Raw genomic sequence first — 22,334 nt, forward strand, 5'->3', positions numbered from 1 at the left:
GGGCCGGGAGGCGCGCGCTCAGGAGGCGGCCGGGTCCGCGGCGGGCGCGTGGCCGGGGTGGCGGGGCAGGCGGAGGACGAAGCGGGCGCCGGTGGAGCTGTCCTCGATGCGGAGGGTGCCGCCGTGGGACTCGGCGATCTGGCGGGCGATCGCCAGGCCCAGGCCGGTGCCGCCCGCGTCCTTGGCACGGGCCTGGTCCAGGCGCGCGAACCGCTGGAAGACCAGCTCGCGCTTGTCCGGGGCGATGCCGGGGCCGTCGTCGAGGACCTCCAGCACGGCGGCGCCGTGCGGGAAGCCCTCGCCGGCGGCGTCGCCGTGGCCCACCACGACCGTGATCATGCTCTCGGCGTGCCGGTCGGCGTTGTCCAGGAGGTTGGTGAACAGCCGGCCCAAGTGGGTCCGGTCGCCGAGCACCACCACGCCGGGCTCCAGATGGCAGACGATCTTCTTGGTCGTCTGGTGGCGCATCCGGCACTCCCCCACCACCATCTCGACCAGGTCCACCGGCTCACGCTCGGGCGGCACGCCGGACTCCAGGCGGGCGATGGTCAGCAGGTCGCAGACGATCGACTCCAGCCGGTCCAGGCCCGCCAGGATGGCCTCGGCCAGCGCGGGGACGCTGGTCTGCCGGGGCGCCAGCATGGCGTCCTCCACCTCGGCGCGCATGGCGGTGATGGGACTTCTGAGGTCGTGGGAGGCGGCGGAGGCGAACTGGCGCTGCTGCTCCATGGCGCCCTGGAGCCGGGTCAGCGTGTGGTTGACGCTGTCGGCCAGCTCGTGGATCTCGGTGTCGGCCGGCGCGGGCACACGGCGGCCGGGACAGGAGACGTTGATCTCGTCCAGTTCTCTGCGGATCGCGTCCACCGGCCGCAGGGACCTGGTGACGATGCGGTTGCCGAGGTAGGTGATCGCGACGGTCAGCAGGATCACCGAGGCGCCCACCAGGGCGGCCAGCCCCGGGTCGGTCCACACGGGAAGTTGCGGCGAGGCGGTGTAGACGGTCCAGTCGCCGCCCGGCCGGTGCGCGGACTGCGCCACGACGATGAAGCACCGGTCCCGCCCGGCGACGCCGTCGCACACGACCTGGTTCCGGGTGCCCTCGCCGTCGGGGGTGAACGTCGCCATCGGGGGTTGTCCGCGCAGGGCGGGGGTGGACGCCACGACCCGGCCGTCCTGATCGACGATCTGCACGTCGCGGAACCGCCGGACGGTGAGCACGGGATCCACCTGCCCGTGCTCCACCTTGAGCGCCACGCGGCCCGCGGTCGCGCGGATTTCCTCGGTGAGTTTGGTGGTGGCGTAATGGTGGAGGGCGGTCATCAGCGCGACGGCCATCAGCGTGGAGAGGACGGCGGCCACCATGCCGGTGAACACGGTGATGCGGCGGGTGATCGAACGTCCGTGCCTGGCGTTCATCCTCCCCTCCCCCGCCAATGGACCGCACCGGCCCTGAGCCTGTCGATGAGGCGTCGTCCGCGGGTCCCGAGACGTGATCGGGCGGTGATCGTCCGCCCACGCATCCAACGCATCGTCGTACATACCCGCTGGTCAGCGGCACTACCAAGGCAAAACCGGAGGGGCGCGGCTCCCGGACGTGGACCGGACGGGGCCGGCGTGGCGGCTGGTCGCGCACCCCGGTCACTCATTCGAACTATTCGAAGTATTCGGACATATCCGACTATTCACGGTGAATGACATAATGAGAGGCTAAATAGCGACCAAGAGGTAGTTATCGTCGTTTGCCGGGCATCGGCCTGGAAAGACCCTAGGTGGGCAGGCTCTGGACGAGTCACCTGCGCATTTATCTCGATACAAGCGATAAATGCCTTCATAGGGGGACCCGACATCAAGGGGGATACGCAATGCCCGGCATCAAGAAATTCGCCGCGACGCTCGCCGTCACGGCCGCGCTCACCGGTGGCGCCGTGGGGCTGAGCGCCGTGACGGCCACCGGCGCCGCCGCGTCCACCGCCGTCACGACCGGCGGCGACTGGGAGGGCGGCCACGGCAAATGGGGCCACGGCGGCGGCCACGGCAAGTGGGGCGGCTGGAGCGGCGGCCACGGCAAGTGGAGCGGCTGGGAGGGCGGCGGCGGCAACTGGGGCGGCCACGGCGGCGGTCATGGTGGCGGCCACGGCAAGTGGGGCGGCCACGGCGGTGGCAACTGGGGCGGCTGGGGCGGCGGGTTCGGCTTCCCCATCTGGGAGCTCACCGACTTCTGGTGGTGATCCACCCTCGTGGATCATGATCACGAAGGTCCTGGAGCGATCACGCTCCAGGACCTTCCGCATCCATCCGGTCGCGCTCAGGCGGCGGTGCCGGCGCGGGCACGGGCGCGGCGCCTGCCGGCGGCGCCGCGCTCCAGCCACCACTCGACCAGCAGCAGGGGCACCGTCCATCCCAGCCAGCCGCCGAGCCCGGCCACGGTCCGGGTCAGCTCCTGCTGGTCGCCGCCGAAGAGGGTGTCCAGCGACGGGGTGAGCGTCAGGGTGAGGATCACACCCCAGATCCGGTTGGTGATGATGGAGAACGTCAGCGCGAAGGCCCGCAGCATCCATCGCCGGTGGTCGGCGAACCGGCGCCGCCTGGCCATGCGGTACCCGGCGGCGGTGCAGCCGAGCCACAGCAGCGCCAGCATGACGTTGCTGACCGCCAGCACCGGCCCGAACGGCGTGACCGCCCCGATGACGATGCCGGAGAGTCCGGCGGGGAGCACGCCGGCGAAGACGTAGACGCGACCGGCCCACCGGTGCGCGGCGGGGTGGCGCCGCCGGAACCACGGCCACACCTGCAGGAAACAGGTGATCATGGCCACGCTCGCGAACAGCACGTGGGCGACCAGCAGCGGGTAGTGGGCGGCGAAGCCCTCCACCTGCGGCACCCGGGACCGCGCGGGGTCGCCGGTGAGGTACGGGGGCAGCGAGAAGGCCAGGAACAGCACGGCGAGGAACCCGAGCGGCGCCATCCAGGGCCGCCGCCACCAGGGAACGCGCGCGCGAGCCCGCGGTGACGGGCTGGGGTCGTGCTCTTGAGGTGCCCGCGTGGAGATGGCCATGGACGGCTCCGTTCGCCTGGATGCGTATGACGTACGCAGAGCGTAGAGCATGCGCATCGCGTAGGGAATACGCCTTGCGTATGAGATACGCGTAGGCTTGCTACCATGGCGGCGATGAACGAGAAGTCCCGCGACGATCTGCCGCGCTCACTGGAAGCCCTCTGGAAGGGCAGGGAACGCCGCCCGCGCGGCCCGGCGCAGGCGCTCAGCCTGCCGCGCATCGTCGACGCGGCCATCGCCCTCGCCGACGAGGAGGGCCTGCCCGCGCTGTCCATGGCCCGGCTCGCCCAGCGTCTCGGCTGCGCCACCATGTCGCTGTACCGGCACGTCGCCGGCAAGGACGAGCTGCAGCTCCTGATGGCCGACGCGGCGTCGACCCCCGCGCCGCGCATCGAGCCGGGCCCGGGCGGCTGGCGGGCCGGGCTGGGGCGGTGGGCGCTGGAGATGCTCGGGGTCTACCACCGGCACCCCTGGATCCTCCAGATCACCGGCGGCCCGCCTCTGGACCCGGGCCAGCTCGCCTGGGTGGACGCCGGGCTGCGCACGCTGAGGGACACGCCGCTGTCGCCGAGAGAGAAGCTGTCGGCGCTCATGCTGGTGATGTACTACACGCGCGGCCACGCGCAGATCTGGGCGCGCCCTCCCTGGCAGCCCGCCGAGGCCCTCACCGACGAGGCGGCCTATGAGACGCTGCTCACGCGCTTGGTGGACGCCGAGCGGTTCCCTGATCTGGCGGAGGCCATCGCGGGGGGTGCCTTCGCCCCCGAGCCGGACGCCGCTCCCGAGGCGGGCTTCACGGCCGGGCTCGACCGCATTCTCGACGGCATCGACACCCTGATCGGCCACCGCGATCCGGAGTACCGGACTTCACCGGACACCGACTACAAAACCTCCGAATAAACCCATTAATCGTCGCTAGCTGCGAAAACTCCCACCATTTCTTGACATGCCGTGTGAATGATCTTTTAATCTGGGGTATGGGGCGTATCTCGGTGGTCACCGCCACCGAGTCGAATCGGCCGATCATCGATCTGCCGCTCACCGTCGGCCTGCTCCCGCGGCCGGGCGAATTTCTGATCGCCGAGGCGCTGGTCGCCGCCCGTCGCGAGGGACATCACGACACAGAGGGAGCGCCGGAATGAGACTGAAGATCGACCCTCGGCGGTGCCAGGGCCACGGCCGCTGCTACGACCTCGCGCCGGGCCTGTTCGGCGAGGACGACGAGGGGTACGGGAAGGTCCTCGGGGACGGCGCCGTGCCGCCCGGGGAGGAGGAGGCGGCGCGCCTCGCGGTGTCCAACTGCCCGGAGCGCGCGATCGAGACCGGCCGGGAGCCCTGACATGACCGTCGAGGACCGCTTCACGCGGCAGTTCCGGGAGAAGCCGAGCGACCGTCTCATGGGCGCCCGCAACCAGGTCGTCACCGGCCCGGTGTCGGACTGGACCACCGACTTCTCCCACACCGAGCCCGAGTGGGCCGCCGACCCGTACCCGATCCAGGACGACCTGCGGCGGCGCTGCCCGATCGCGCACACCGACCGGTTCGGAGGCGGCTGGCTGCCGACCCGGTACGACGACGTCGCGGCCATCGCCTACGACACCGAGCGCTTCTCGTCGCGGGCGGTCATCATGGGCAACTACCGGCCGCCCCAGACGCTGGCGCCGGTCGGCGGCGCGCCGCCGATCTCCTCCGACCCGCCCTTCCACCACGACGCCCGCAAGCTGCTGCTCCCGGCCTTCACCAAGAGCGCGGTCGCCAAACGGGAGGAGGCGACCCGCGCCTACTGCCACGAGCTCGTCGACGCGCTGGAGGGCCGGGAGGTCGTGGACGCGGCGCGCGACTACGCCCAGCACATCCCGGTCCGGGTCATCGCCGACATGCTGGGCTTCCCGCCCGAGGACGGGCCGCGGTTCCGGGAGTTCGTCGAGAACACGCTCGAAGGCGCCAACCTGCCGCCGGACGAGCGGATCCGGCGGCTGGACGCGCTGTTCGACTACCTGTACGACCAGATCGGCGACCACGTCGACAACCCTCGCGACGATCTGACGACGTACCTCATGAACGCCGAGCTCCACGGCACGAAGCTGCAGCCGTCCCACGTGGCCGGCACGATGTCGCTCCTGCTGATCGCCGGCATCGACACCACGTGGAGCGCGATCGGGGCGTCGCTGTGGCACCTGGCGAAGACGCCCGAGCACCGCGAGCGGCTGGTGGCCGAGCCCGGCCTGCTCCCGACCGCGATGGAGGAGCTGCTCAGGGTCTACGCGCCGGTGACGATGGCGCGGCTGGTCAAGGACGACATGCGCTGGGGCGGCGTCGACATGAGGGCCGAGGACTGGATCCTGCTGTCGTTCCCCGCGGCCAACCGTGACCCGGCGCAGTTCGACCGGGCGGACGAGGTGGTCCTGGACCGCGAGGTCAACCGGCACGTCGCGTTCGGCCTCGGCATCCACCGCTGCGTGGGCTCCCACCTGGCCCGCATGGAGCTGCGGATCGCCCTGGAGGTCTGGCTGGAGCGCCTCCCCGTCTTCCACCTCGCCGCCCCCTCGGCCGTGACCTGGGCGGCGGGCCAGGTCCGCGGCCCGCGGGCCCTCCCGCTCCGTATCGGCTGACCGTTCCGGGAAGCTCAGGAAGGAAAGGCGTGGGCCGCCCCGGAAAGGGCGGCCCACGGTGGGTCAGACCGGGTTGAGGTACCAGATCTGGTTGCCGGCGACGATGCCGCTGCCGCCGTCGGTGTTACCGGTGATGGTCTGCTGGTCGAGCGTTGTGCCGCTCGTGGGCGAGTCCAGCACCTTGCCGCTGAAGCGGTTGACCAGGTAGAACGTCCCGTCCGCGACGCGGCGCAGCGTCCATTGCTGGTTGGTCGCGGTGCCGCAGGTCGCCTGCCTGATCTGGACGCCGTTGGAGCTGCTCGCCGTCACCAGGTCCAGGCACTTGGAGCTGTTGACGTTCACGAGCTTCCAGTACGAGCCGGTGGCCTGGAGCTGCCAGCGCTGGCTGGTGGCCCCGGACGGCGCGTTGTGCGTGATCAGCGCGCCGGACGCCGTCGAGCCGCCCGCGGGCTCGGCGTTGTCGCGGGTGCCGAGGCCCTGCAGGTAGTAAATGCCGTTGTTGACCGGTGCGATACCGGTGACCTGGTTGAACACCCACTGCTGGTTGGTCGCCCCGGTGTAGACCTCCTGGGTGACGGGGGCGGGGTAGGCCGAGCCCGCGGTCAGCGCGAGACCGGACAGCCAGTCGAAGATCGCGTAGGTGTTGGTGCCGGTCGGCAGGTAGGCGAAGCGCATGCCGTCCTGGCCGTTGCAGATGTACTGCAGCAGGGTCGTGCCGGGCGTGGTGCCGCTGTAGGCGCTGTCGGCGCACAGGCGGCTGCCCACGTTGATGAACTGCAGCCCGGTCGTGTAGCCCATCAGCCACTTCTGGCTGGGGGTGTCGACGCGCGTGCGCTGGCTCAGCTCCGTCAGCGCCCCGGTGGAGGCGCCGATGGGTTCCAGTGCCCCTCCGGTGGCCACGTTCGTGATGACGTAGGTATTACCGGTCTTGGGGTGCGGGTCGCTGTCGGCGGTGCCGCCCTGGATCAGGTACGCGCTGTTGGCGACGTTCCAGTGGGTGGCGAGGTAGCTGCCCGCGGTGGGGGCGGCGTTGTAGTAGTCGTCCCGGTTGCAGTCGGGGAGGCGGTAGTCGTTCCACTGCAGGCAGGACCACGTGGGCGTGCCCCCGTAGCACATCAGGTCCCACTGGTCGAGGCAGTGCCAGCTCCCGTCGGAGTGGGCGGCACTGAGCTGCACGGCGCCGAAGGTGTGCCCGAGCTCGTGGGCGATGGCGTTGGCGCCGAAGCACCCGGGGATGGCGTCGACGCGGGCGTAGGCGAGGCCGTTGTTGAGGTTGGTGGACCCGGTGGTGGTGTCGTCGCCGCTGATCTCACCCATGCCGCAGATGACCGTGGCCTCGGTGAGCAGCAGGTAGTGCCGGTCGGTGCTGGTGTAGCCGAGGGCCGCGACGGCGCTCTTGCCGGAGGCGAAGTCGACGAGCGAGCCGGCGGGGACGACCACGTTGCGCACGACGGCGGCGCAGCCCCCGGACACGGCCGTGGTGACGTAGCGGACGTGCCTGCTGCGGTTGGAGGTGGCGGCGGCGTCGTTGAAGGCGTCGTCGGCGTTGGCGAGCCAGGCGCGGATCATGGGGAGGAGCTGGGTGTAGCGGTCGGGCATGGACGGCTCCCGCACGTACAGGACCTCGACGCGCTTTCCGCTGGTGCCGTCGCCGTCGCAGGCGACGAGCTGCGGGCTGACCCGGGCGGCCTTGGCCTGGCTCGGCGCCAGGGCGGCCGGTCCCGCCCGCTGGCCGATCTTCGCGCCCGGGAAGACGTCGGAGGCGACGCGGACGGGACCGTCGTCCCGGGGGGCGGCCATGGCCGCCGAGGGTAAGGCGATCAGGCCGGTCGCGAGGAGGAGCCATGCGGCGAGGAGGGACAGCTTTCGCCTGGGTTGCATTCCGATGAACTCCCATCGGTGTACGGATACACCCTCAAAGGGGCGATTCATCGGCAATGATCACATCCGACGGAGTAAATGCAAGGCGCTTGTAATATTTATCACAAGCCATTGACTCGATGGATGTCAGCGCGTATTGGCGTGTTTGTCAACACGTTGGGTAACGCTTCTTTCCGCTTCGAACACACACCGAAGTCGAGGAACACGGCAGGTGACGGCGAGACGACGGCCAGACGACGGCCGGAAGACGCCAGGCGGAGGCGATGGCCGTCCTGACATATACGAAAGGCGGACCGCCATGATTAACGGCCATGACAAAGCCCGGCCACTTTCACGGTGAAGCGTAATAACCGGGATTCCCGGGGCCGGTCAGCTCACGTGGCGGTGGGCGGCCGAACGGCACCGCGGCCCCTCCAGGACGGCGAAACGCGGCTCGACGTGCGGCGGCGGCGACCGCCGTTCCCCAGCACGTCCGGCTCCACGAGGATCCGCGCGGTGAGGACCGCGAGGCGCGGGAAGCGGTCGAGCGCGTCGGCCGCCCGGCTCAGGCAGCCGGGGTCCACCCGGCCCCCGCCGGATCACGGTCCCGTCTTCCTTTAAGGTAGGGAACGGTGCGCCGGGAAGTCTGGTCGGCAATGTCCGATTCAATGGCGACCCTGGAGCGTTCGTGGGCACCTCACAGACGAAGGCGTTCCGCCTGCTGGGCCGAGGCTCGAAAGGCGAGGCCGGCCGTATCGCCGCCGTCCTGCGCGAAGAGACCGTCGGAGGCGCCCTGCTGCTGTTCGCCGCGGTGGCGGGGCTGGTCTGGGCCAACAGCCCATGGTCCGGCGCCTACCACGCCGTGCGCGCCTTCGAGTTCGGGCCCGCCGCCCTCCACCTGCGCCTGAACACGGCGGCCTGGGCGGCGGACGGCCTGCTGGCGATCTTCTTCTTCGTGGCCGGGCTGGAGCTCAAGCGGGAGTTCATCGCCGGCGACCTGCGCCGGCCGCGCCAGGCGGCGGTGCCGGTCGCGGCCGCACTCGGCGGCGTGATCGTCCCGGCCGCGATCTACCTGTGCCTCACCATGGGCACGGCGACGGCCAAGGGCTGGGCGATCCCCACGGCCACCGACATCGCCTTCGCCCTGGCCGTGCTGGCGGTCGCGGGACGGCACCTGCCCTCGGCGCTGCGGGCCTTCCTGCTCGCGCTCGCCGTCGTGGACGACCTGGTCGCCATCGTGATCATCGCCGTCTTCTACACCACCCACCTGTCGGTGCCGCCCCTGCTCGCCGCGCTGCTCCCCCTGGCGGCGTTCGCCGTGCTGGTACGGCGCGGGGTGCGCGCGTGGTGGCTGCTGATACCGCTCGCGGTGGTCACCTGGGCGCTGGTCCACGCGTCCGGCGTGCACGCCACCGTCGCCGGGGTGCTGCTGGCCTTCGCGGTGCCCGTACGGCGTGCCGACGCGCCCGGCTCTCCGGCCGGCTCTGTCCCCGGCTCCGTGCCCGACCTCGCCGGGCACTTCGAGCACCGCTTCCGGCCCATCTCGGCCTCCCTGGCGGTCCCGGTGTTCGCGTTCCTGTCCGCGGGGGTGACGCTCGGCGGCCTGGACGGCGTCGCCACCGCGCTCGGCGACCCCGTGGCGGTCGGCGTGGCCACCGGGCTGGTGATCGGCAAGCCCGCGGGGGTCATGGCGGCCACCTGGCTGGTGGCCCGCTTCACCCGGGCGGAACTCGACTCGGGTCTCGCATGGATCGACGTGCTCGGCCTGTCCGTCCTGGCCGGGATGGGGTTCACCGTGTCGCTGCTCATCGGCGAGCTGGCCTTCGGGGCCGACACCACCGCGGGCCGGCACGTCACGATCGCGGTGCTCGCCGGGTCGCTCACCGCGGCCGTGCTCGCCTCCGTGATCCTGCGCCTGCGCGGCCGTGTCTATCTCCGCATCCGGCAGGCCGAGGAGAACGGATAGCACCGGAAAAGCGGAAAACATTGATGTGACCCGCACCTCCGCCCGCGGGAGACGGGGAAGGCTCCCGAGCGTGACCAGGACCGGAGGCCGGCCATGCACGAGACGAACACCGCGCCGCGGACGGACCCCGCGGCGCTGAAAGAGCGTTTGGGCCGCGTCGGGGTGTGGCTCGCCCGGCCGTGCTTCGACCCCGCGGCCACGAGCCGGGCCGCGGCGGTCACGATCGAGGAGCTGGGATACCGGGCCCTGTGGTTCGGCGAGCTGCTGGGCGGCAAGGAGTCGCTGGTCAACGCGTCGATCCTGCTGTCGGCGACCGACGACCTCATGGTCGCCACGGGCATCGCCAACATCTGGGCACGGGACGCGACCGCCGTGGCGGCCGGGGCGAACGCGCTCGCCGAGGCGTGGGAGGGACGCTTCGTCCTCGGCCTCGGCGTGAGCCACGACCCGCTGGTGCGGCCCCGGGGGCACGCGTACGGCAGACCGGTCGCGACCATGCGGGCCTACCTGGACGCCATGGACCGCGCCCCCTACCAGCCCCCGCTGCCGGAACCGCCCGCCCGGGTGCTCGCGGCCCTGCGGGAGCGGATGCTGCGCCTGGCGGCCGAGCGCGCCCAGGGGGCGCACACCTACTTCGTCACCCCCGAGCACACCTTGCGGGCGCGGGAGATCCTCGGCCCGGAACCGCTGCTGGCCCCCGAGCAGGCGTTCGTGCTGGAGACCAGCCCGGACCGGGCCCGCGCCGCCGCGCGGGAGTACATGTCCTTCTACCTGGAGCTGCCGAACTACCTCAACAGCCTGCGCGAGCTCGGCTGGTCGGACGCCGACTTCGGCGACGGCGGCAGCGACGCGCTGGTGGACGCGATCGTGCCGTGGGGTGATCCGGACACCGTGGCCGAACGGGTGCGCGCCCACCACGAGGCCGGCGCCGACCACGTCTGCGTCCAGCCCCTGGCGGACTCGACCGACGGGTGCGTCGAGCAGCTCCGGCGGCTCGCCCCCGCCGTCCTCGGCTGACGCGGGGCCCTGCCAGGCACGGCTAGGGGAGCACGTCGGCCAGGTCCCTCGGCATGCTCGCCTTGACGTCCTCCCACTCGCCGTCGGCGATGTAGGCGCGCAGGGCGGTCAGCACCGTCGCGACGAGCTGCTCGGTGCCGCCCTTGACCTCGTAGGGGAACTCCTTGCGCACGCGTGCCAGGAACTTCCGCCTGTCCATCTTGGCCGGCACGGCGCTCGGGTCCCAGCCCTCGTAGTAGAGGCCGCGGACCAGCATCGGGAGCTGGGCGCCGAGCTGCGCCGCCTCCTCGACGGTCAGCCGGTCGCGCAGCGTGTGCAGGACCGCCCGCGCGGCGGCGTAGGACTGGTTGCGCCGCTCCTTGGGCCAGCCGTACGCCTGCTCGATCTGTTTGAGCAGGTGGTTGGTCTTGTCGACGGTGGTGTTGAACGATGAGTATCCCGTGTCCGCCATCGGTTCTGCTCCGTCCCTGCGGTTTCGCCGTTCACGGGGCCCGTCGTGCCTGCGGCGCGTCAGACGGTGAACGGATAGGTCTCCGGAACTTCGCCCTCTTCCCACCGGGCCGTGCGTTCGAGGGGTTCGACGGCCCGCGTCTCGTCGATGTGGATCACGGCGTCGAACTGCTCGGACACGCGGCAGCGGAAGTAGTGGCTCTGCCGCTCGGTCCGCGGCCGGTAGATCACGCCGATCGCCCGTTCCAGGCGGGCCTTGCGCAGCGCCCGCGCGGCCTCCGGCGCGACCGCGAACGAGACCAGGAACTCCTTGCCCCCGACCTCGTGGTGCAGTTCCTCGATCGACTCGGGGAGCCCCGGACGCACCCGCTTCCGCCCGGCGGGCCCGTCCCAGTCGTCCGCCGCGGTCACCGTGCCCGTGTAGGTGGTGAAGCCGATCAGGCGGCACTCCCCGGCGAACCGCTCGCGGGCGAGCTGCCCTAGGGTGACCTCGCCGCGCGTGCCGGCCTCGGTCACCCGCGCGTCCCCCACGTGGGAGTTGTGCGCCCACACCACGATCTTCGCGGGGCCTCCCCGGCGGCCCAGGTGGGCGGCCAGCGCCTCCAGCGTCTCGGCCATGTGACGGTCGCGCAGGTTCCACGACGAGACCGGGCCCCGGAACATGGTGCGGTAGTACTCCTCGGCCGCCGCGACCACCCGCGCGTTGCGCTGGGCGTAGAACAGCTCGTCCTCGGCCAGGATCCCGTCGCGCCGCGCGTACTCCAGGGCGTGGCGCCGCAAATCGACGAGCTGGTCGACCACCTCGCGCTCGCAGCTCTCCCCCGCTCCGAACCCGGCCGCGAAGCCGTACGCCCGGCCCTCGTCGCCGTCCTGGTGGTCGAAGCAGGCGTAGCGCTCGCGGGCCCGCGCCGCGGCGGCCGGGTCCACCCGCTCCAGGTAGGCGATGACCTCGTGCATGGACCGGTGGAGGCCGTACAGGTCGATCCCGTAGAAGCCGGCGCGGTCCTCCTCCGGCAGGCCGTCGTTGTGCCCGCGCAGCCATCCGGCGAAGTCGAGCATGACCGCGTTGCGCCACATCCACGCGGGGAAGCGTACGAAGCCGCGCAGCGCCTCCTCGGCGGAGCCGTCCTCGCCGTGTCCCCGGACGTACCGGTTCACCCGGTAGGCGTCGGGCCAGTCGGCCTCGGCGGCGACGGCGCGGAACCCCTTCTCCTCGATGAGGCGACGGGTCATCCGGGCGCGTGCCGCGTAGAACTCGTGGGTGCCGTGGGACGCCTCGCCGATGAGGACGACGCGCGCGTCCCCCACGAGCGTGAACAGGGCGTCGTCGCCGGGGACGCCGTCCTCGGTGGACAGCGCCTCGGCGCGGACGGCGGCGACGTCGCTCATGGCCCGCGTGCCGTGCGGCCCGGTGCGGGTCCTGGACGCCGCGCGCAGCAGGTCGCGGACCTCCTCGTCGGTCGCCTGGGTGAAGTCCCAGTAGGACCGGCCGACGGAGAGGAACGGCGACGGGGTCGTGGCGCAGACCACCTCGTCGACGAGGAACTCCAGGTCCTCAAGGGTGGACTCGGGCGCGGCGGGCACGGCGACGACGATGGCGGCGGGCTCGAACCCGCGCAGGGCGTGGATCGCCGCCCGCATGCTCGCCCCGGTCGCGAGCCCGTCGTCCACCAGCACGACCGTCTTCCCGGTGAGCTCGGGCGGCTGCCGTCCCTCGCGGTAGATCCTCTCGTGCCTGAGCAGTTCATGGGCCTCGCGCCGGGCCGCCGCGCGCATCGTCTCCGCCGGGATGTCGAGCGCCCCCGCGATGTCCTCGTTCACGACGACGGCCCCGCCACCGGCGATCGCGCCCATCGCCAGCTCCTCCCGGCCGGGCACGCCGAGCTTTCGCACGAGGAAGACGTCGAGCGGCGCGTCCAGGGACATGGCGATCTCGTACGCCACCGGCACCCCGCCGCGCGGGAGCGCCAGGACGACGACGCCGGGGCGGTCCCGGTAGCCGTCCAGCAGACCCGCGAGAACCCGCCCCGCGTCGCGCCGATTCTGGAACAGGCGGTTCGACATGGCGGCGGCCTCCTAGAGCAGGAGCTCGAAGACGGAGATGGCGCGGTCCCATTCCTCGGCGGTGGGGTTCTTCCGGCCGGGATCGAGGATCTTGAACGTGCGGGCCAGGGCCAGTGAGAGACCGCCGACCACCTCCGGCAGCCGCTCCACCACCTCCGTGCCGAGGGAGCCGTTCAGCGGCGGGAACGCGGCGAGCCGCTCCAGGACGGGCGTGAGCGCGATGTCGTGGTCCAGTTCCCTGAACCGGTGGATGCTCTCCTGCAGGCCCTTGGTGACGGGCAGGTCCCACGGCTCCACGACGTCGCGGCCGTTGGCCTTGGCGTGGGCCTCCGCGATCACCAGCAGGTCGTAGAGCTTGCCGTTGACGAAGTCGTTGTAGCGCCGCAGGTCGGCCTTGTCCACGTCCAGACCCGCCGCCGCGCGAAAGAACCGCTCGAATCGCGGCACCGCCATGAGTACCATGCGAGTTCCTTCCGACCGTGCTTCCCTGAGACTAAAAGCACCTCATATCCATCAATTCGGACATAGCTCGCTAAAGCTGACACTACGCCCCTCTTCTTGGCGTGGGGAAGGTGGTCAGAGCCTTCCGCCGGGGAAGTCGCCCGCGCGCGCCGCGGGCTCGCCGTGCTCGGCGCGGATGAGGTGGATCACCGCGTTGATCAGCGACAGGTGCGCGAACGCCTGGGGAAAGTTGCCCAGGTGCCGCCCGGTGAGCGGGTCGATCTCCTCGGCGTAGAGGCCGAGGGGGCTCGCGAAGGACACGAGCTTCTCGCAGAGGCGGCGGGCCCGGCACAGCTCCCCGATCTCGGTGAGCGCGGACACCAGCCAGAACGAGCAGATCGTGAAGGTGCCCTCCTCGCCCGGCATGCCGTCGTCGGTGTCCTTGGTGGAGTAGCGCAGCACGAGATCGTCCACGGTCAGCTCGCCGGCGATGGCCAGCACGGTGCTCCGGACGCGCGCGTCCTCCGGCGGCAGGAAGCCGACCAGGGGGATGAGCAGGAGGGACGCGTCCAGGGCGTCGGTGTCGTAGTGCTGGGTGAACGTCCCCCGCTCGCTGACCGCGCGGGCGCACACCTCGGCGTGGATCTCGTCGGCGACCGACTGCCAGCGCGCGGCCAGTTCGGTCTCCTCGCGCGTGCGCGCCAGGCGGGCGCCCCGGTCCAGCGCCACCCAGCACATGACCTTGGAGGAGGTGAAGTGCTTGGGTTCGCCGCGTACCTCCCAGATGCCCCGGTCGGGTTCCCGCCAGTGCTCGATGGCCGACTCGACCAGGCGCTTCAGGATGGGCCACATGCGCTGGTCCAGGCGGTCGCGGGACCGGGTGTGGATGTAGAACGACTCCAGCACCATCCCCCACACGTCGTTCTGGCGGTGCCGGTAGGCGGCGTTGCCCACACGCACCGGCCGCGCGCCGTCGTGGCCGTGAAGATGGTCGAGCACCCGTTCCTCCAGGTCGCGCTCGCCGTCCACGCCGTACACGACCTGCAGGTCCCGGTCGCGCTCGGCGACGTCGGCGGTGAACCAGAAGAAGTCGTCGGCCTCCCAGTCGAGGCCGAGCGTGTAGAGGCCCCAGAGCGCGAAGGTGGAGTCGCGGATCCAGCTGTAGCGGTAGTCCCAGTTCCGCTCGCCGCCGGGCGTCTCGGGCAGCGAGGTGGTGGGCGCGGCGACCAGGGCGCCGCTCGGGGCGAAGGTCAGGCCCTTGAGGGTCAGCGCGCTGCGCTCCAGGCATCCGCGCCAGGGATGGTCGGGGAAGCGGCCCCGGGCGAGCCAGTGCTGCCAGTGGTGCGCGGTCCACACCAGGCGGCGGTACGCCTCGTCGAAGGTGTACGGCGGCTCGTGCTCGGTCCAGGACAGCGAGCAGAACCGCGTCTGCCCCTGCTTCAGCAAAGTACGGGCCACGGCCCGCCCCTTCTCGAACCCCAGCCGCATGTCGGTGGTCAGCTTCAGCTCGATCGGCGTTCCCTCGGCGCGGGCGAGGCCCTGGTGGTAGCCGCGGTCGGTGTAGCACCAGTCGGCCGCCAGCCGGCCGTAGTCGAAGACCGGCTCGCAGTCGAGCGTGATCTGCGCCTCGCCGCTGACGCAGCGGACGGTCCGCAGCAGGACATGGTCGGCGTCGTAGTCGGTCGGCGCCCGCCGGTGGGTGCGGGACATTTCCCCGTGGTGGTGCCACGGGCCGATGAGCAGGAGGTCGCGGACGATGATCCAGCCGGTGGCCGTCCCCCAGCTCGTCTCCAGCACCATCGTGCCGGGCAGGTAGCGCCGCGCCGAGGGGACGGCGATGTCGGCGGGGCCGAGGCGGAAACCGCCCGCGCTCCGGTCGAGGATGGCCCCGAACACGCTCGGGGAGTCCAGCCGGGGCAGGCACAGCCATTCGATGTTCCCGCTCGGCGCGACCAAGGCCGTGACCTCACAGTCGGAGAGGAAGCCGTAGTCGGCGATCGGAGGGAACACCGATTCTCCACGCGACGTGTCCATCTCGAAGCACCCCCGTGCGCCGGCGGGCGGCCCGGCAGGTCTCCCCCTAGCCACCAAACCCGGCTAAATCAGCATATATACCACCAAACCACCTACTCGGATCAGTGTCGCCCCGGGTCAGAGGGGTACGGCTTAGCGGTACACGAAGGATTCGCCGCGGGCCGGGGGACGACGCCCGGCGAGGGCGCGAAGGCGGCGCCCGGTGGATCGCATCGAGAATCACTCGGCCATGTGAGGTTCACATGAGCGAAGCAGATCACCACAGCGCTCAGCGCTGGGCCGGCGTCCTCGGATGGGTCAGCGCGGGCCTGGGCGTCCTCCAGGTCGCCGCGCCCGACGCCGTCCTCCGGGTGATCGGCGTCGGGGACAGGCCCTGGGCCCGCCAGGTGGTGCGGCTGGTCGGCATCCGGGAGCTGTTCCAGGCCGCCGTCCTGCTCGGAAGCCGCAGGCCGGGCCCGCTGGTGTGGACCCGCGTGGCGGGCGACGCCATGGACCTGGCCCTGCTGGGCCGCCTGATGGCCGAGCCCGAGGACGGCGGCGGCCGGCGGCGTCTCGCCGCGAGCACCGCCGCCGTGACCGGCATCGCCTTCGCCGACATCGTCACCGCGGTGCGCGGCGGCCACGAGCCGGGCATCCCGTCGCACCACCTCACCAACCTGCGCGCGGCCACCACCGTCAACCGGCCGCGCCGGGAGGTCTACCGGTTCTGGCGCGACGTCGAGAACCTGCCGCGCTTCATGATCCACCTGGAGTCGGTGGAGCCGATCGCGGGCGGGTACTCGCACTGGAGGGCCAAGGGCCCCGCCCACAAGCGCGTCGAGTGGGACGCCGAGATCATCGAGGACCAGACCGAGCAACTGATCGCCTGGCGGTCGGTCGAGGGCGCCACCGTGCGCAACCGGGGCTCGGTGCGCTTCACCGACGCCCCCGGCGGGCACGGCACCGAGGTCCGGGTGGACATCGACTACGACCCGCCCGCGGGCAAGGTCGGCCTCGCCTTCGCCCGGCTGCTCGGCGAGCACCCCCAGCAGCAGGTGTGCGACGACCTGCGCCGGTTCAAGCAGGTCATGGAGGCCGGCGAGGTGGCCCGCTCGGAAGGCAGCCCCGAGGGCACGCGCGCCCGGCGGCAGCTCTTCCAGCGCCCCGCGCAGCCGGTGAGGTGAGGAGGGACCATGAAGGCCAACTGCTGGATGGGGCGCAACACGGTCGAGGTCCAGGAGGTCCCCGAGCCCCGGATCATCAACCCGAGGGATGCCGTCGTCCGCATCACCTCCACCGCGATCTGCGGCTCCGACCTGCACCTGTACGACGGCTTCGTCCCGACCATGAAGAAGGGCGACGTCCTCGGCCACGAGTTCATGGGCGAGGTCGTGGAGGTCGGCCCCGGGGTCACCACGCTCCGGGTGGGCGACCGGGTCGTCGTCCCGTTCCCGATCGCCTGCGGCGGGTGCCTGGCCTGCGAGAACGGGCTGTTCTCCGTGTGCGAGAACTCCAACCCCAACGCGGGCATGGCCGAGAAGCTCCTCGGCCACTCCCCGGCGGGGATCTTCGGCTACTCCCACATGCTCGGCGGGTACCCCGGAGGCCAGGCGCAGTACGCCCGCGTGCCCTTCGCCGACGTCGGGCCGATCGTGGTCGACGACGACCTGCCCGACGACAAGGTGCTGCTCCTGTCCGACATCCTCCCCACCGGCTGGATGGGCGCCGAGATGTGCGAGATCAAGCCGGGCGACGTGATCGCCGTGTGGGGCGCGGGCCCGGTGGGACAGTTCGCGGTCGCGAGCGCCCTGCTCATGGGCGCCGAGCGGGTGATCTGCATCGACCGCTTCCCATACCGGCTCCAGATCGCCGCACGCGCCGGCGCGGAGACGATCAACTACGAGCAGACCGACGTCCTGGACGCGCTGCGGGACATGACCGCGGGCCGGGGGCCTGACGCGTGCATCGACGCCGTGGGCATGGAGGCGCACTACCCCGTCCCGGTCGTCCACGCCTACGACCGGGCCAAGCAGGCGACCCGGGTCGAGACCGACCGGCCGTACGCGCTGCGGGAGGCGATCCTGGCCTGCCGCAACGGCGGCATCGTCTCGGTGATCGGCGTCTACGCGGGCCTGGTGGACAAGTTCCCGATGGGCTCGTTGATGAACCGGTCGCTGACCATGAAGACGGGCCAGTGCCACGTCCAGCGGTACATGGAGCCTCTGCTGCGAAGGATCAGGGAGGGGGCGCTCGACCCCAGCTTCGTGATCACCCACCACCTGGACCTGGAGGACGCCCCGCGCGGCTTCGAGATGTTCAAGCACAAGGAGAACGAGTGCAACAAGGTCGTCCTGCACCCCTGGTGACCGGAGACGCGCCCGCCCTGAGCGAAGGCGCGGGCGGGAGAACGGTGGAGCCGATCGCCCCTCGGTTCCACCGTCTTCCGTTCCATGTCCACCCGCCGCACAGACGACCGATTCCGCCCGGCCCGGTTCCGGCATCATCCAGGCGTTCGGCACCGGGCACTCCCGCTCGTTCACCATGGAGATCGCCGGCCGCGCGGGCGGCCTGGTGCCCGCGAACCAGATCGCGATCAAGGATCTCGTCATGCACGGCGGCGCCGGCCCCGCCGAGATCCTCGACCCCACCAGCGAACGGGACCCCTCGCTCGCGCGGCGCATCTGGTCGCTGCACGACATCCGCGCGGACGACGTCTTCCTGATCGCCTCCAACTCCGGCATCAACGGCACGATCGTCGAGATGGCCAAGCTCGCACGGGCGAACGGCAACGCCGTCGTCGCGGTCACCTCCGTGGCGCACAGCATGACCACGCCCTCCCGGCACCCGTCGGGGCGGCGCCTGCTCGACGAGGCGGACGTCGTGATCGACAACTGCGGCGTGCCCGGCGACGCGGCCTACACGCCGGCCAACGGCGCCAAGATCGTCCCGACCTCGACCATGACGAGCGTGCTCATCGCCCAGCTCATCACCGCGGAGATCTGCGCGGACCTGCTCGCGCGCGGCATCGCCCCGCCGGTCTATCTGTCCGCGAACATCCCGGCCGGCGACGACCACAACGAGCGGGTCCTGGCCAAGTACGCCGCCCGGATCCGCAAGAGCGAGCCCTGACGGGCGTTGTCACAACCGCCGCGCGCGCCGCGCTCCGTGAACGCGCGACGCGAAAACGGCTTTGTCATGCGGCCGTAATTCCGGAACCCACCCGGTGCCGGAAATGAGGCACGAGCCCCCCAGGTCACGGTGCCGGCCACCCGTGCGGCACCCGGCCGGGGAGCATGCGACCGAATTCGCGATACGGTCGGATCACCTGGTCCGTATCGTGCCGGGCGGGTGGCACGGGCGGCGCCACCGGCCGATGACCGCGATACGAATCGCATTCGGCATAACATTCGCTACACCTTCTCCCCATTCCCGTTCCAATAAATGGCGACAAAGCGGGATCTGTAACTGGTGGCTGTTGATTTCGCGAAACATCCCGTTAACGTGGATCTGCACCACCAGGTCGCGAAGGGAGTAAGAAATGCCAGTCACCCTGGAACGCTCCGAACAGATCATCGCCGCGTGGCGCAGCGGCGCGGACGTCGACGGCTGGGAGAACCCCGCCGGTCCGCTCCTCAGCGAGTACGCCGAGTCCGAGATCACCACCGCCTTCGGTGAGACGCGCAGACCCACCGCGTGCACCGGCGCCAACACCAACCCGTGCTGCTGACCGACGAAGGCCGGAGGGAACAACGAATGCCCGTGACCACCGAACGCTCCGAAGAGATCATCGCCGCGTGGCGCAGCGGCGCGGACGTCGACGGCTGGGAGAACCCGGCCGGTCCGCTCCTGAGCGCGTACGCCGAGTCGGACCTGACGACGGCCTTCGTCGAGACGCGCAGGGCCACCGCGTGCAGCGGCTCCTTCACCCACCCGTGCTGCTGACCGACGAAGGGTGAGAAGCATGGCCGGGGACTTCGACCCGTCGCTCGACCACCTGACCGCCCCGGCGCTGCACAGGCTGTCGGCCGTACTGGCTTCGGTCCCCGGCCTCACGGCGGCGGAGGCCCGTGTGATCCACCGGGGCGCGGCGGAGGCGCTGGAGGAGACCGTCCGCCGCAAGGTGAACCGGGTCCTGCTGCTGGAGCTCAACGCGGCCAGGATCAGCGGCCGGCTGCGGGGCGCGACCCCCGAGGCACGGTGGCGCGAATGGAAGGCGACGGCCGCGACCCCGGAGTTCTGGCGCTCGCTGACCCCGCACTACCCGACGATGCGGTCCCGGCTCGCCGTGATCGTCGCCAACCGGTGCGCCGCGGCCGAGGAGCTGGCCCGCAGGTTCGCCGCCGACCGCGCCGACCTCGCCGCACTGCCCGGCGCCCCGGGCGGCGAGCTGACCGAGGTCCGGTTCGGCGCCGGTGACAGCCACCGCGGCGGACGCGCGGTCGCCGTCCTGCACGGCTCCGGCGGGCGGGTGGTCTACAAGCCGCGATCCCTCGCCGTGGACCGCGAGCTGGCACGCCTGATCGCCCGCCTGGCGCCCGCGCTGCCCCACGGCGCCGTGATCCGCGTACCCGAGGTGCTCACCCGCCCGGACCACGGCTGGGCGGAGCACATCGCGCACCGCTACTGCGCCGGCGACGCCGAGCTGCGCGCCTTCTACCGCGGCATCGGGCACTGGCTCGCGCTGATGCGCCTGGTCGGCGGCAGCGACCTGCACGCGGAGAACCTCATCGCGGCCGGGCCCGCGCCGGTCGTCGTCGACTGCGAGACGCTGTTCACCCCGCACGCCGCCTCCAAGCCCTCCGGCCACGGCGCGGCCGTCGACCGCGCGTCCGAGCTGCTCATGGGGTCGGTGCTGCGCATCGGCCTGCTGCCCGGCCGCGGCGCCGCGCTCGGCTGGCGTGGCGTGGACGTCTCCGCCCTCGGCGCGCTGCCCGGCCAGCAGCCGCACGTGCGGGTGCCGGTCGTCGTCGACGCGGGCACGGACGCGGCCAGGCTGGGCGTGCGGCGCGTGGAGATGGCGGCGGCGGGCAACCACCCGAGCCCCGAACCCGTCCTCGCCCGCTACTGGGACCTGGTGCTGGACGGGTTCGCCGAGCTGTCAGGCCACCTGGACGCCCTGGACCGGCGCGGCGACCTCGGCGGCATGCTGGCCGGCTTCGCCGACCTCCCCGTCCGCGTGGTGCCGCGCGCCACCGAGGCGTACGCCGAGCTGGCCCGCATGCTCTGGCATCCCGGTTCGCTGCACGACGAGGCCACCGCGTGCCGGTCGGCGGCACGCCTGCTGGCCGAGCACGCGGACAACCAGCCGGGCACGCCGTCGGACCCCAAGGTCATAGACGCCGAGGTGACCGAGTTGCTGAACGGCGACATCCCCTTCTTCGCCACGACCCCGGCCCGCGGCCGCATGGACGGACCCGGCGGCACCGCGTGGGGAGAGGAACAGGACCTCATCGCGGACGCGCTGCGGCGCTGGCGCGAGCGCGAGTCGGCCCTGGACCGCGACGTGATCCGCGCCGCGCTCGTCAGCGCCTACCTCAACGAGGGCTGGCTGCCGCGGACCGCGCGGATGGCCACGCCCCTGATCCGGCAGGACGACCTGGACGGGCGCCGCCGCCGGCTGGCGGCGGGCATGGCGCGCCGCCTGCGGGACACGGCGGTGCGCGGCGACGACGGCACGGTGACCTGGATCGCCCCGGTGCTGACCGCCTCAGGATGGTCGGTGCAGTCGCTGACCGCCGACGTGTACGGCGGGGCGCACGGGGTCGCGATCGCGCTGGCCGCCTACGTGGCCGAGACCGCGCGGGGCGAGGCCGACGAGGTGCCGGGGCTGGACCGGCTGCTGGCCGACCTGCTCCACACGATCAGGCTGGCCGAGGACCACGACGCCGCCCTGCGGCGCTCAGGGACGCCCCGCCGTCCCGACCCGCCGGGCGGATATGTCGGCATCGGCTCGTGGATCTGGAGCTGGCTGCTGCTCGGCCGGCTCGGCGCCGTCCCGGACGACGAGGCCCTGGCCCGGGCGTGCGTGCCGGCCGAGGAGCTGCCCGCGGCGGTGGCGGCGGACGAGGTCTACGACCTGCTCGGCGGGATGGCCGGGGCCGTGGTGCCGCTGCTGCGCCTGGCCGGGCGCACCGGCGACGCGCGGTGGTCCACGCGGGCCCGCGAGATCGGCGATCGCCTCGTCGCGCTGGCCGCCGACGACGGCCGGGGGGCGCGCTGGCCCAACGCCGACAACCGGACCGGGCTCGGTGGCATGGCGCACGGCGCCACCGGGATCGGCTGGGCCCTCGCCCGGCTGGCCGACGCCGGGGTGCCCGGGGCCGCGCGGTTCGCCGCCCTGGCCGACCGGGCCTTCCTGTTCGAGGAGTCCCTGTACGACCCGGACGGGGACGGCTGGCTGGACCTGCGCGAGGCCGAGCCGCAGGTGACGGCCAGCGCGTGGTGCCACGGGGCCGGCGGCGTCGGCGTCGTCGCGGCGGACCTGCTGGCCCGGCACGCGTCCCCCCGGTGGCAGGACGTGCTGCGCCGCGCGGCGGCGTCCTGCTGGAAGCGCGGCATGGGCTGGAACCACACGCTGTGCCACGGCGATCTCGGCAACTGGGAGGTGCTGGAGCGGGCGATCGACGCCGGCCTCGGCCCCGAGCGGCTGACCCGCGAGCACCTGTACGCGTACATGATCGGCACCGTGGAGGAGCACGGCCCGGTCACCGGCCTGGCCCGCGACGCCTTCACCCCCGGCCTGCTTCCCGGCGTGTGCGGCATGCTGTACCAGCTCCTGCGCGCCCGCCCCGGCGCCCCCCTGCCCTCGGTGCTGCTCCCCGACCCCGGCGCGTAGCCGGACGGCAAGCTGCTGCTG

The 22,334-nt window shown here is 72.0% G+C and carries 19 protein-coding genes and 1 pseudogene; 13 read left to right on the forward strand and 7 right to left on the reverse strand.

All coding sequences use genetic code 11. The features are described 5' to 3' along the window. Positions 1-18 precede the first annotated feature (18 nt). Positions 19-1,416, reverse strand: coding sequence for a sensor histidine kinase (locus tag BJ982_RS06070; protein WP_184877379.1), 1,398 nt, complete (start codon positions 1,414-1,416; stop codon positions 19-21). Positions 1,417-1,862: 446 nt separating this feature from the next. Here BJ982_RS06070 and BJ982_RS06075 point away from each other — a divergent pair, with 446 nt between their 5' ends. Beyond that, positions 1,863-2,228 carry a hypothetical protein gene (locus BJ982_RS06075; RefSeq protein ID WP_184877381.1) on the forward strand — a complete coding sequence of 122 codons (366 nt, stop codon included), beginning with the start codon at positions 1,863-1,865 and terminating at the stop codon, positions 2,226-2,228. 77 nt (positions 2,229-2,305) lie between these two features. Here the strand turns inward: BJ982_RS06075 and BJ982_RS06080 are convergent, their stop codons facing one another. Further along, complete coding sequence (locus tag BJ982_RS06080) at positions 2,306-3,055, reverse strand: DUF2306 domain-containing protein (protein WP_203959359.1); 750 nt, start codon at positions 3,053-3,055, stop codon at positions 2,306-2,308. Between the two features lie 114 nt (positions 3,056-3,169). Between BJ982_RS06080 and BJ982_RS06085 the strand changes: the two genes are divergently transcribed. From BJ982_RS06085 to BJ982_RS06100, 4 genes are all read left to right on the forward strand, one after another. Then, entirely contained in the window at positions 3,170-3,955 is a 786-nt protein-coding gene (locus tag BJ982_RS06085; protein WP_203959360.1) for a TetR/AcrR family transcriptional regulator, read from the forward strand. Positions 3,956-4,032: 77 nt separating this feature from the next. Beyond that, a complete protein-coding gene (locus BJ982_RS06090; RefSeq protein WP_184877385.1) occupies positions 4,033-4,197 on the forward strand; it encodes a hypothetical protein in 165 nt (54 codons plus the stop codon). Beyond that, positions 4,194-4,394, forward strand: a complete 201-nt coding sequence (locus tag BJ982_RS06095) for a ferredoxin (RefSeq protein ID WP_184877387.1) — start codon at positions 4,194-4,196, stop codon at positions 4,392-4,394. The genes BJ982_RS06090 and BJ982_RS06095 overlap by 4 nt, the downstream gene beginning before the upstream one ends. A gap of 1 nt (position 4,395) precedes the next feature. Then, positions 4,396-5,667 carry a cytochrome P450 gene (locus tag BJ982_RS06100; protein WP_184877389.1) on the forward strand — a complete coding sequence of 424 codons (1,272 nt, stop codon included), beginning with the start codon at positions 4,396-4,398 and terminating at the stop codon, positions 5,665-5,667. Positions 5,668-5,730: 63 nt separating this feature from the next. Here the strand turns inward: BJ982_RS06100 and BJ982_RS06105 are convergent, their stop codons facing one another. Continuing rightward, positions 5,731-7,548: an RICIN domain-containing protein gene (locus tag BJ982_RS06105; protein ID WP_184877391.1), complete on the reverse strand. Its 1,818-nt coding sequence runs from the start codon at positions 7,546-7,548 to the stop codon at positions 5,731-5,733. Positions 7,549-8,215: 667 nt separating this feature from the next. On the opposite strand from BJ982_RS06105, the gene nhaA reads away from it, so the two are divergent. Together nhaA and BJ982_RS06115 are read left to right on the forward strand one after the other, a co-directional pair. After that, the gene (nhaA, locus tag BJ982_RS06110) at positions 8,216-9,493 is read left to right on the forward strand and encodes a Na+/H+ antiporter NhaA (RefSeq protein ID WP_184877393.1); all 1,278 of its coding nucleotides are present in this window, start codon (positions 8,216-8,218) and stop codon (positions 9,491-9,493) included. 93 nt (positions 9,494-9,586) lie between these two features. Next, on the forward strand, positions 9,587-10,510 hold the full coding sequence (locus tag BJ982_RS06115; RefSeq protein WP_184877395.1) for a TIGR03620 family F420-dependent LLM class oxidoreductase: 924 nt from the start codon (positions 9,587-9,589) through the stop codon (positions 10,508-10,510). A 22-nt stretch (positions 10,511-10,532) separates the two neighbouring features. Here the strand turns inward: BJ982_RS06115 and BJ982_RS06120 are convergent, their stop codons facing one another. The 4 genes from BJ982_RS06120 to BJ982_RS06135 form a co-directional block, all read right to left on the reverse strand. Beyond that, positions 10,533-10,961 carry a DUF2267 domain-containing protein gene (locus tag BJ982_RS06120; protein WP_184877397.1) on the reverse strand — a complete coding sequence of 143 codons (429 nt, stop codon included), beginning with the start codon at positions 10,959-10,961 and terminating at the stop codon, positions 10,533-10,535. Positions 10,962-11,020: 59 nt separating this feature from the next. Continuing rightward, on the reverse strand, positions 11,021-13,024 hold the full coding sequence (locus BJ982_RS06125; RefSeq protein ID WP_184877399.1) for an erythromycin esterase family protein: 2,004 nt from the start codon (positions 13,022-13,024) through the stop codon (positions 11,021-11,023). A gap of 12 nt (positions 13,025-13,036) precedes the next feature. Further along, positions 13,037-13,486 carry a DUF1931 family protein gene (locus BJ982_RS06130; RefSeq protein WP_184877401.1) on the reverse strand — a complete coding sequence of 150 codons (450 nt, stop codon included), beginning with the start codon at positions 13,484-13,486 and terminating at the stop codon, positions 13,037-13,039. A 114-nt stretch (positions 13,487-13,600) separates the two neighbouring features. Next, positions 13,601-15,475 carry a glycoside hydrolase family 15 protein gene (locus BJ982_RS06135; RefSeq protein ID WP_239123442.1) on the reverse strand — a complete coding sequence of 625 codons (1,875 nt, stop codon included), beginning with the start codon at positions 15,473-15,475 and terminating at the stop codon, positions 13,601-13,603. Between the two features lie 266 nt (positions 15,476-15,741). Here BJ982_RS06135 and BJ982_RS06140 point away from each other — a divergent pair, with 266 nt between their 5' ends. From BJ982_RS06140 to BJ982_RS06165, 6 genes and pseudogenes are all read left to right on the forward strand, one after another. Next, positions 15,742-16,662, forward strand: a complete 921-nt coding sequence (locus BJ982_RS06140) for an SRPBCC family protein (protein ID WP_184877405.1) — start codon at positions 15,742-15,744, stop codon at positions 16,660-16,662. Positions 16,663-16,671: 9 nt separating this feature from the next. Continuing rightward, the gene (locus BJ982_RS06145; protein ID WP_184877407.1) at positions 16,672-17,844 is read left to right on the forward strand and encodes a zinc-dependent alcohol dehydrogenase; all 1,173 of its coding nucleotides are present in this window, start codon (positions 16,672-16,674) and stop codon (positions 17,842-17,844) included. Positions 17,845-17,962: 118 nt separating this feature from the next. Then, positions 17,963-18,607: pseudogene (locus BJ982_RS06150) on the forward strand (sugar isomerase domain-containing protein); the annotation flags it as partial. Positions 18,608-19,016: 409 nt separating this feature from the next. Then, positions 19,017-19,205 (forward strand): DUF6229 family protein, encoded by a 189-nt coding sequence (locus BJ982_RS06155; protein WP_184877409.1) that lies wholly within the window; start codon positions 19,017-19,019, stop codon positions 19,203-19,205. A 26-nt stretch (positions 19,206-19,231) separates the two neighbouring features. Then, positions 19,232-19,420: a DUF6229 family protein gene (locus BJ982_RS06160; protein WP_184877411.1), complete on the forward strand. Its 189-nt coding sequence runs from the start codon at positions 19,232-19,234 to the stop codon at positions 19,418-19,420. A gap of 19 nt (positions 19,421-19,439) precedes the next feature. Beyond that, entirely contained in the window at positions 19,440-22,313 is a 2,874-nt protein-coding gene (locus BJ982_RS06165; RefSeq protein ID WP_184877413.1) for a type 2 lanthipeptide synthetase LanM family protein, read from the forward strand. Positions 22,314-22,334 lie beyond the last annotated feature (21 nt).

Source organism: Sphaerisporangium siamense, assembly GCF_014205275.1.
Classification (GTDB): Bacteria; Actinomycetota; Actinomycetes; order Streptosporangiales; family Streptosporangiaceae; genus Sphaerisporangium; species Sphaerisporangium siamense.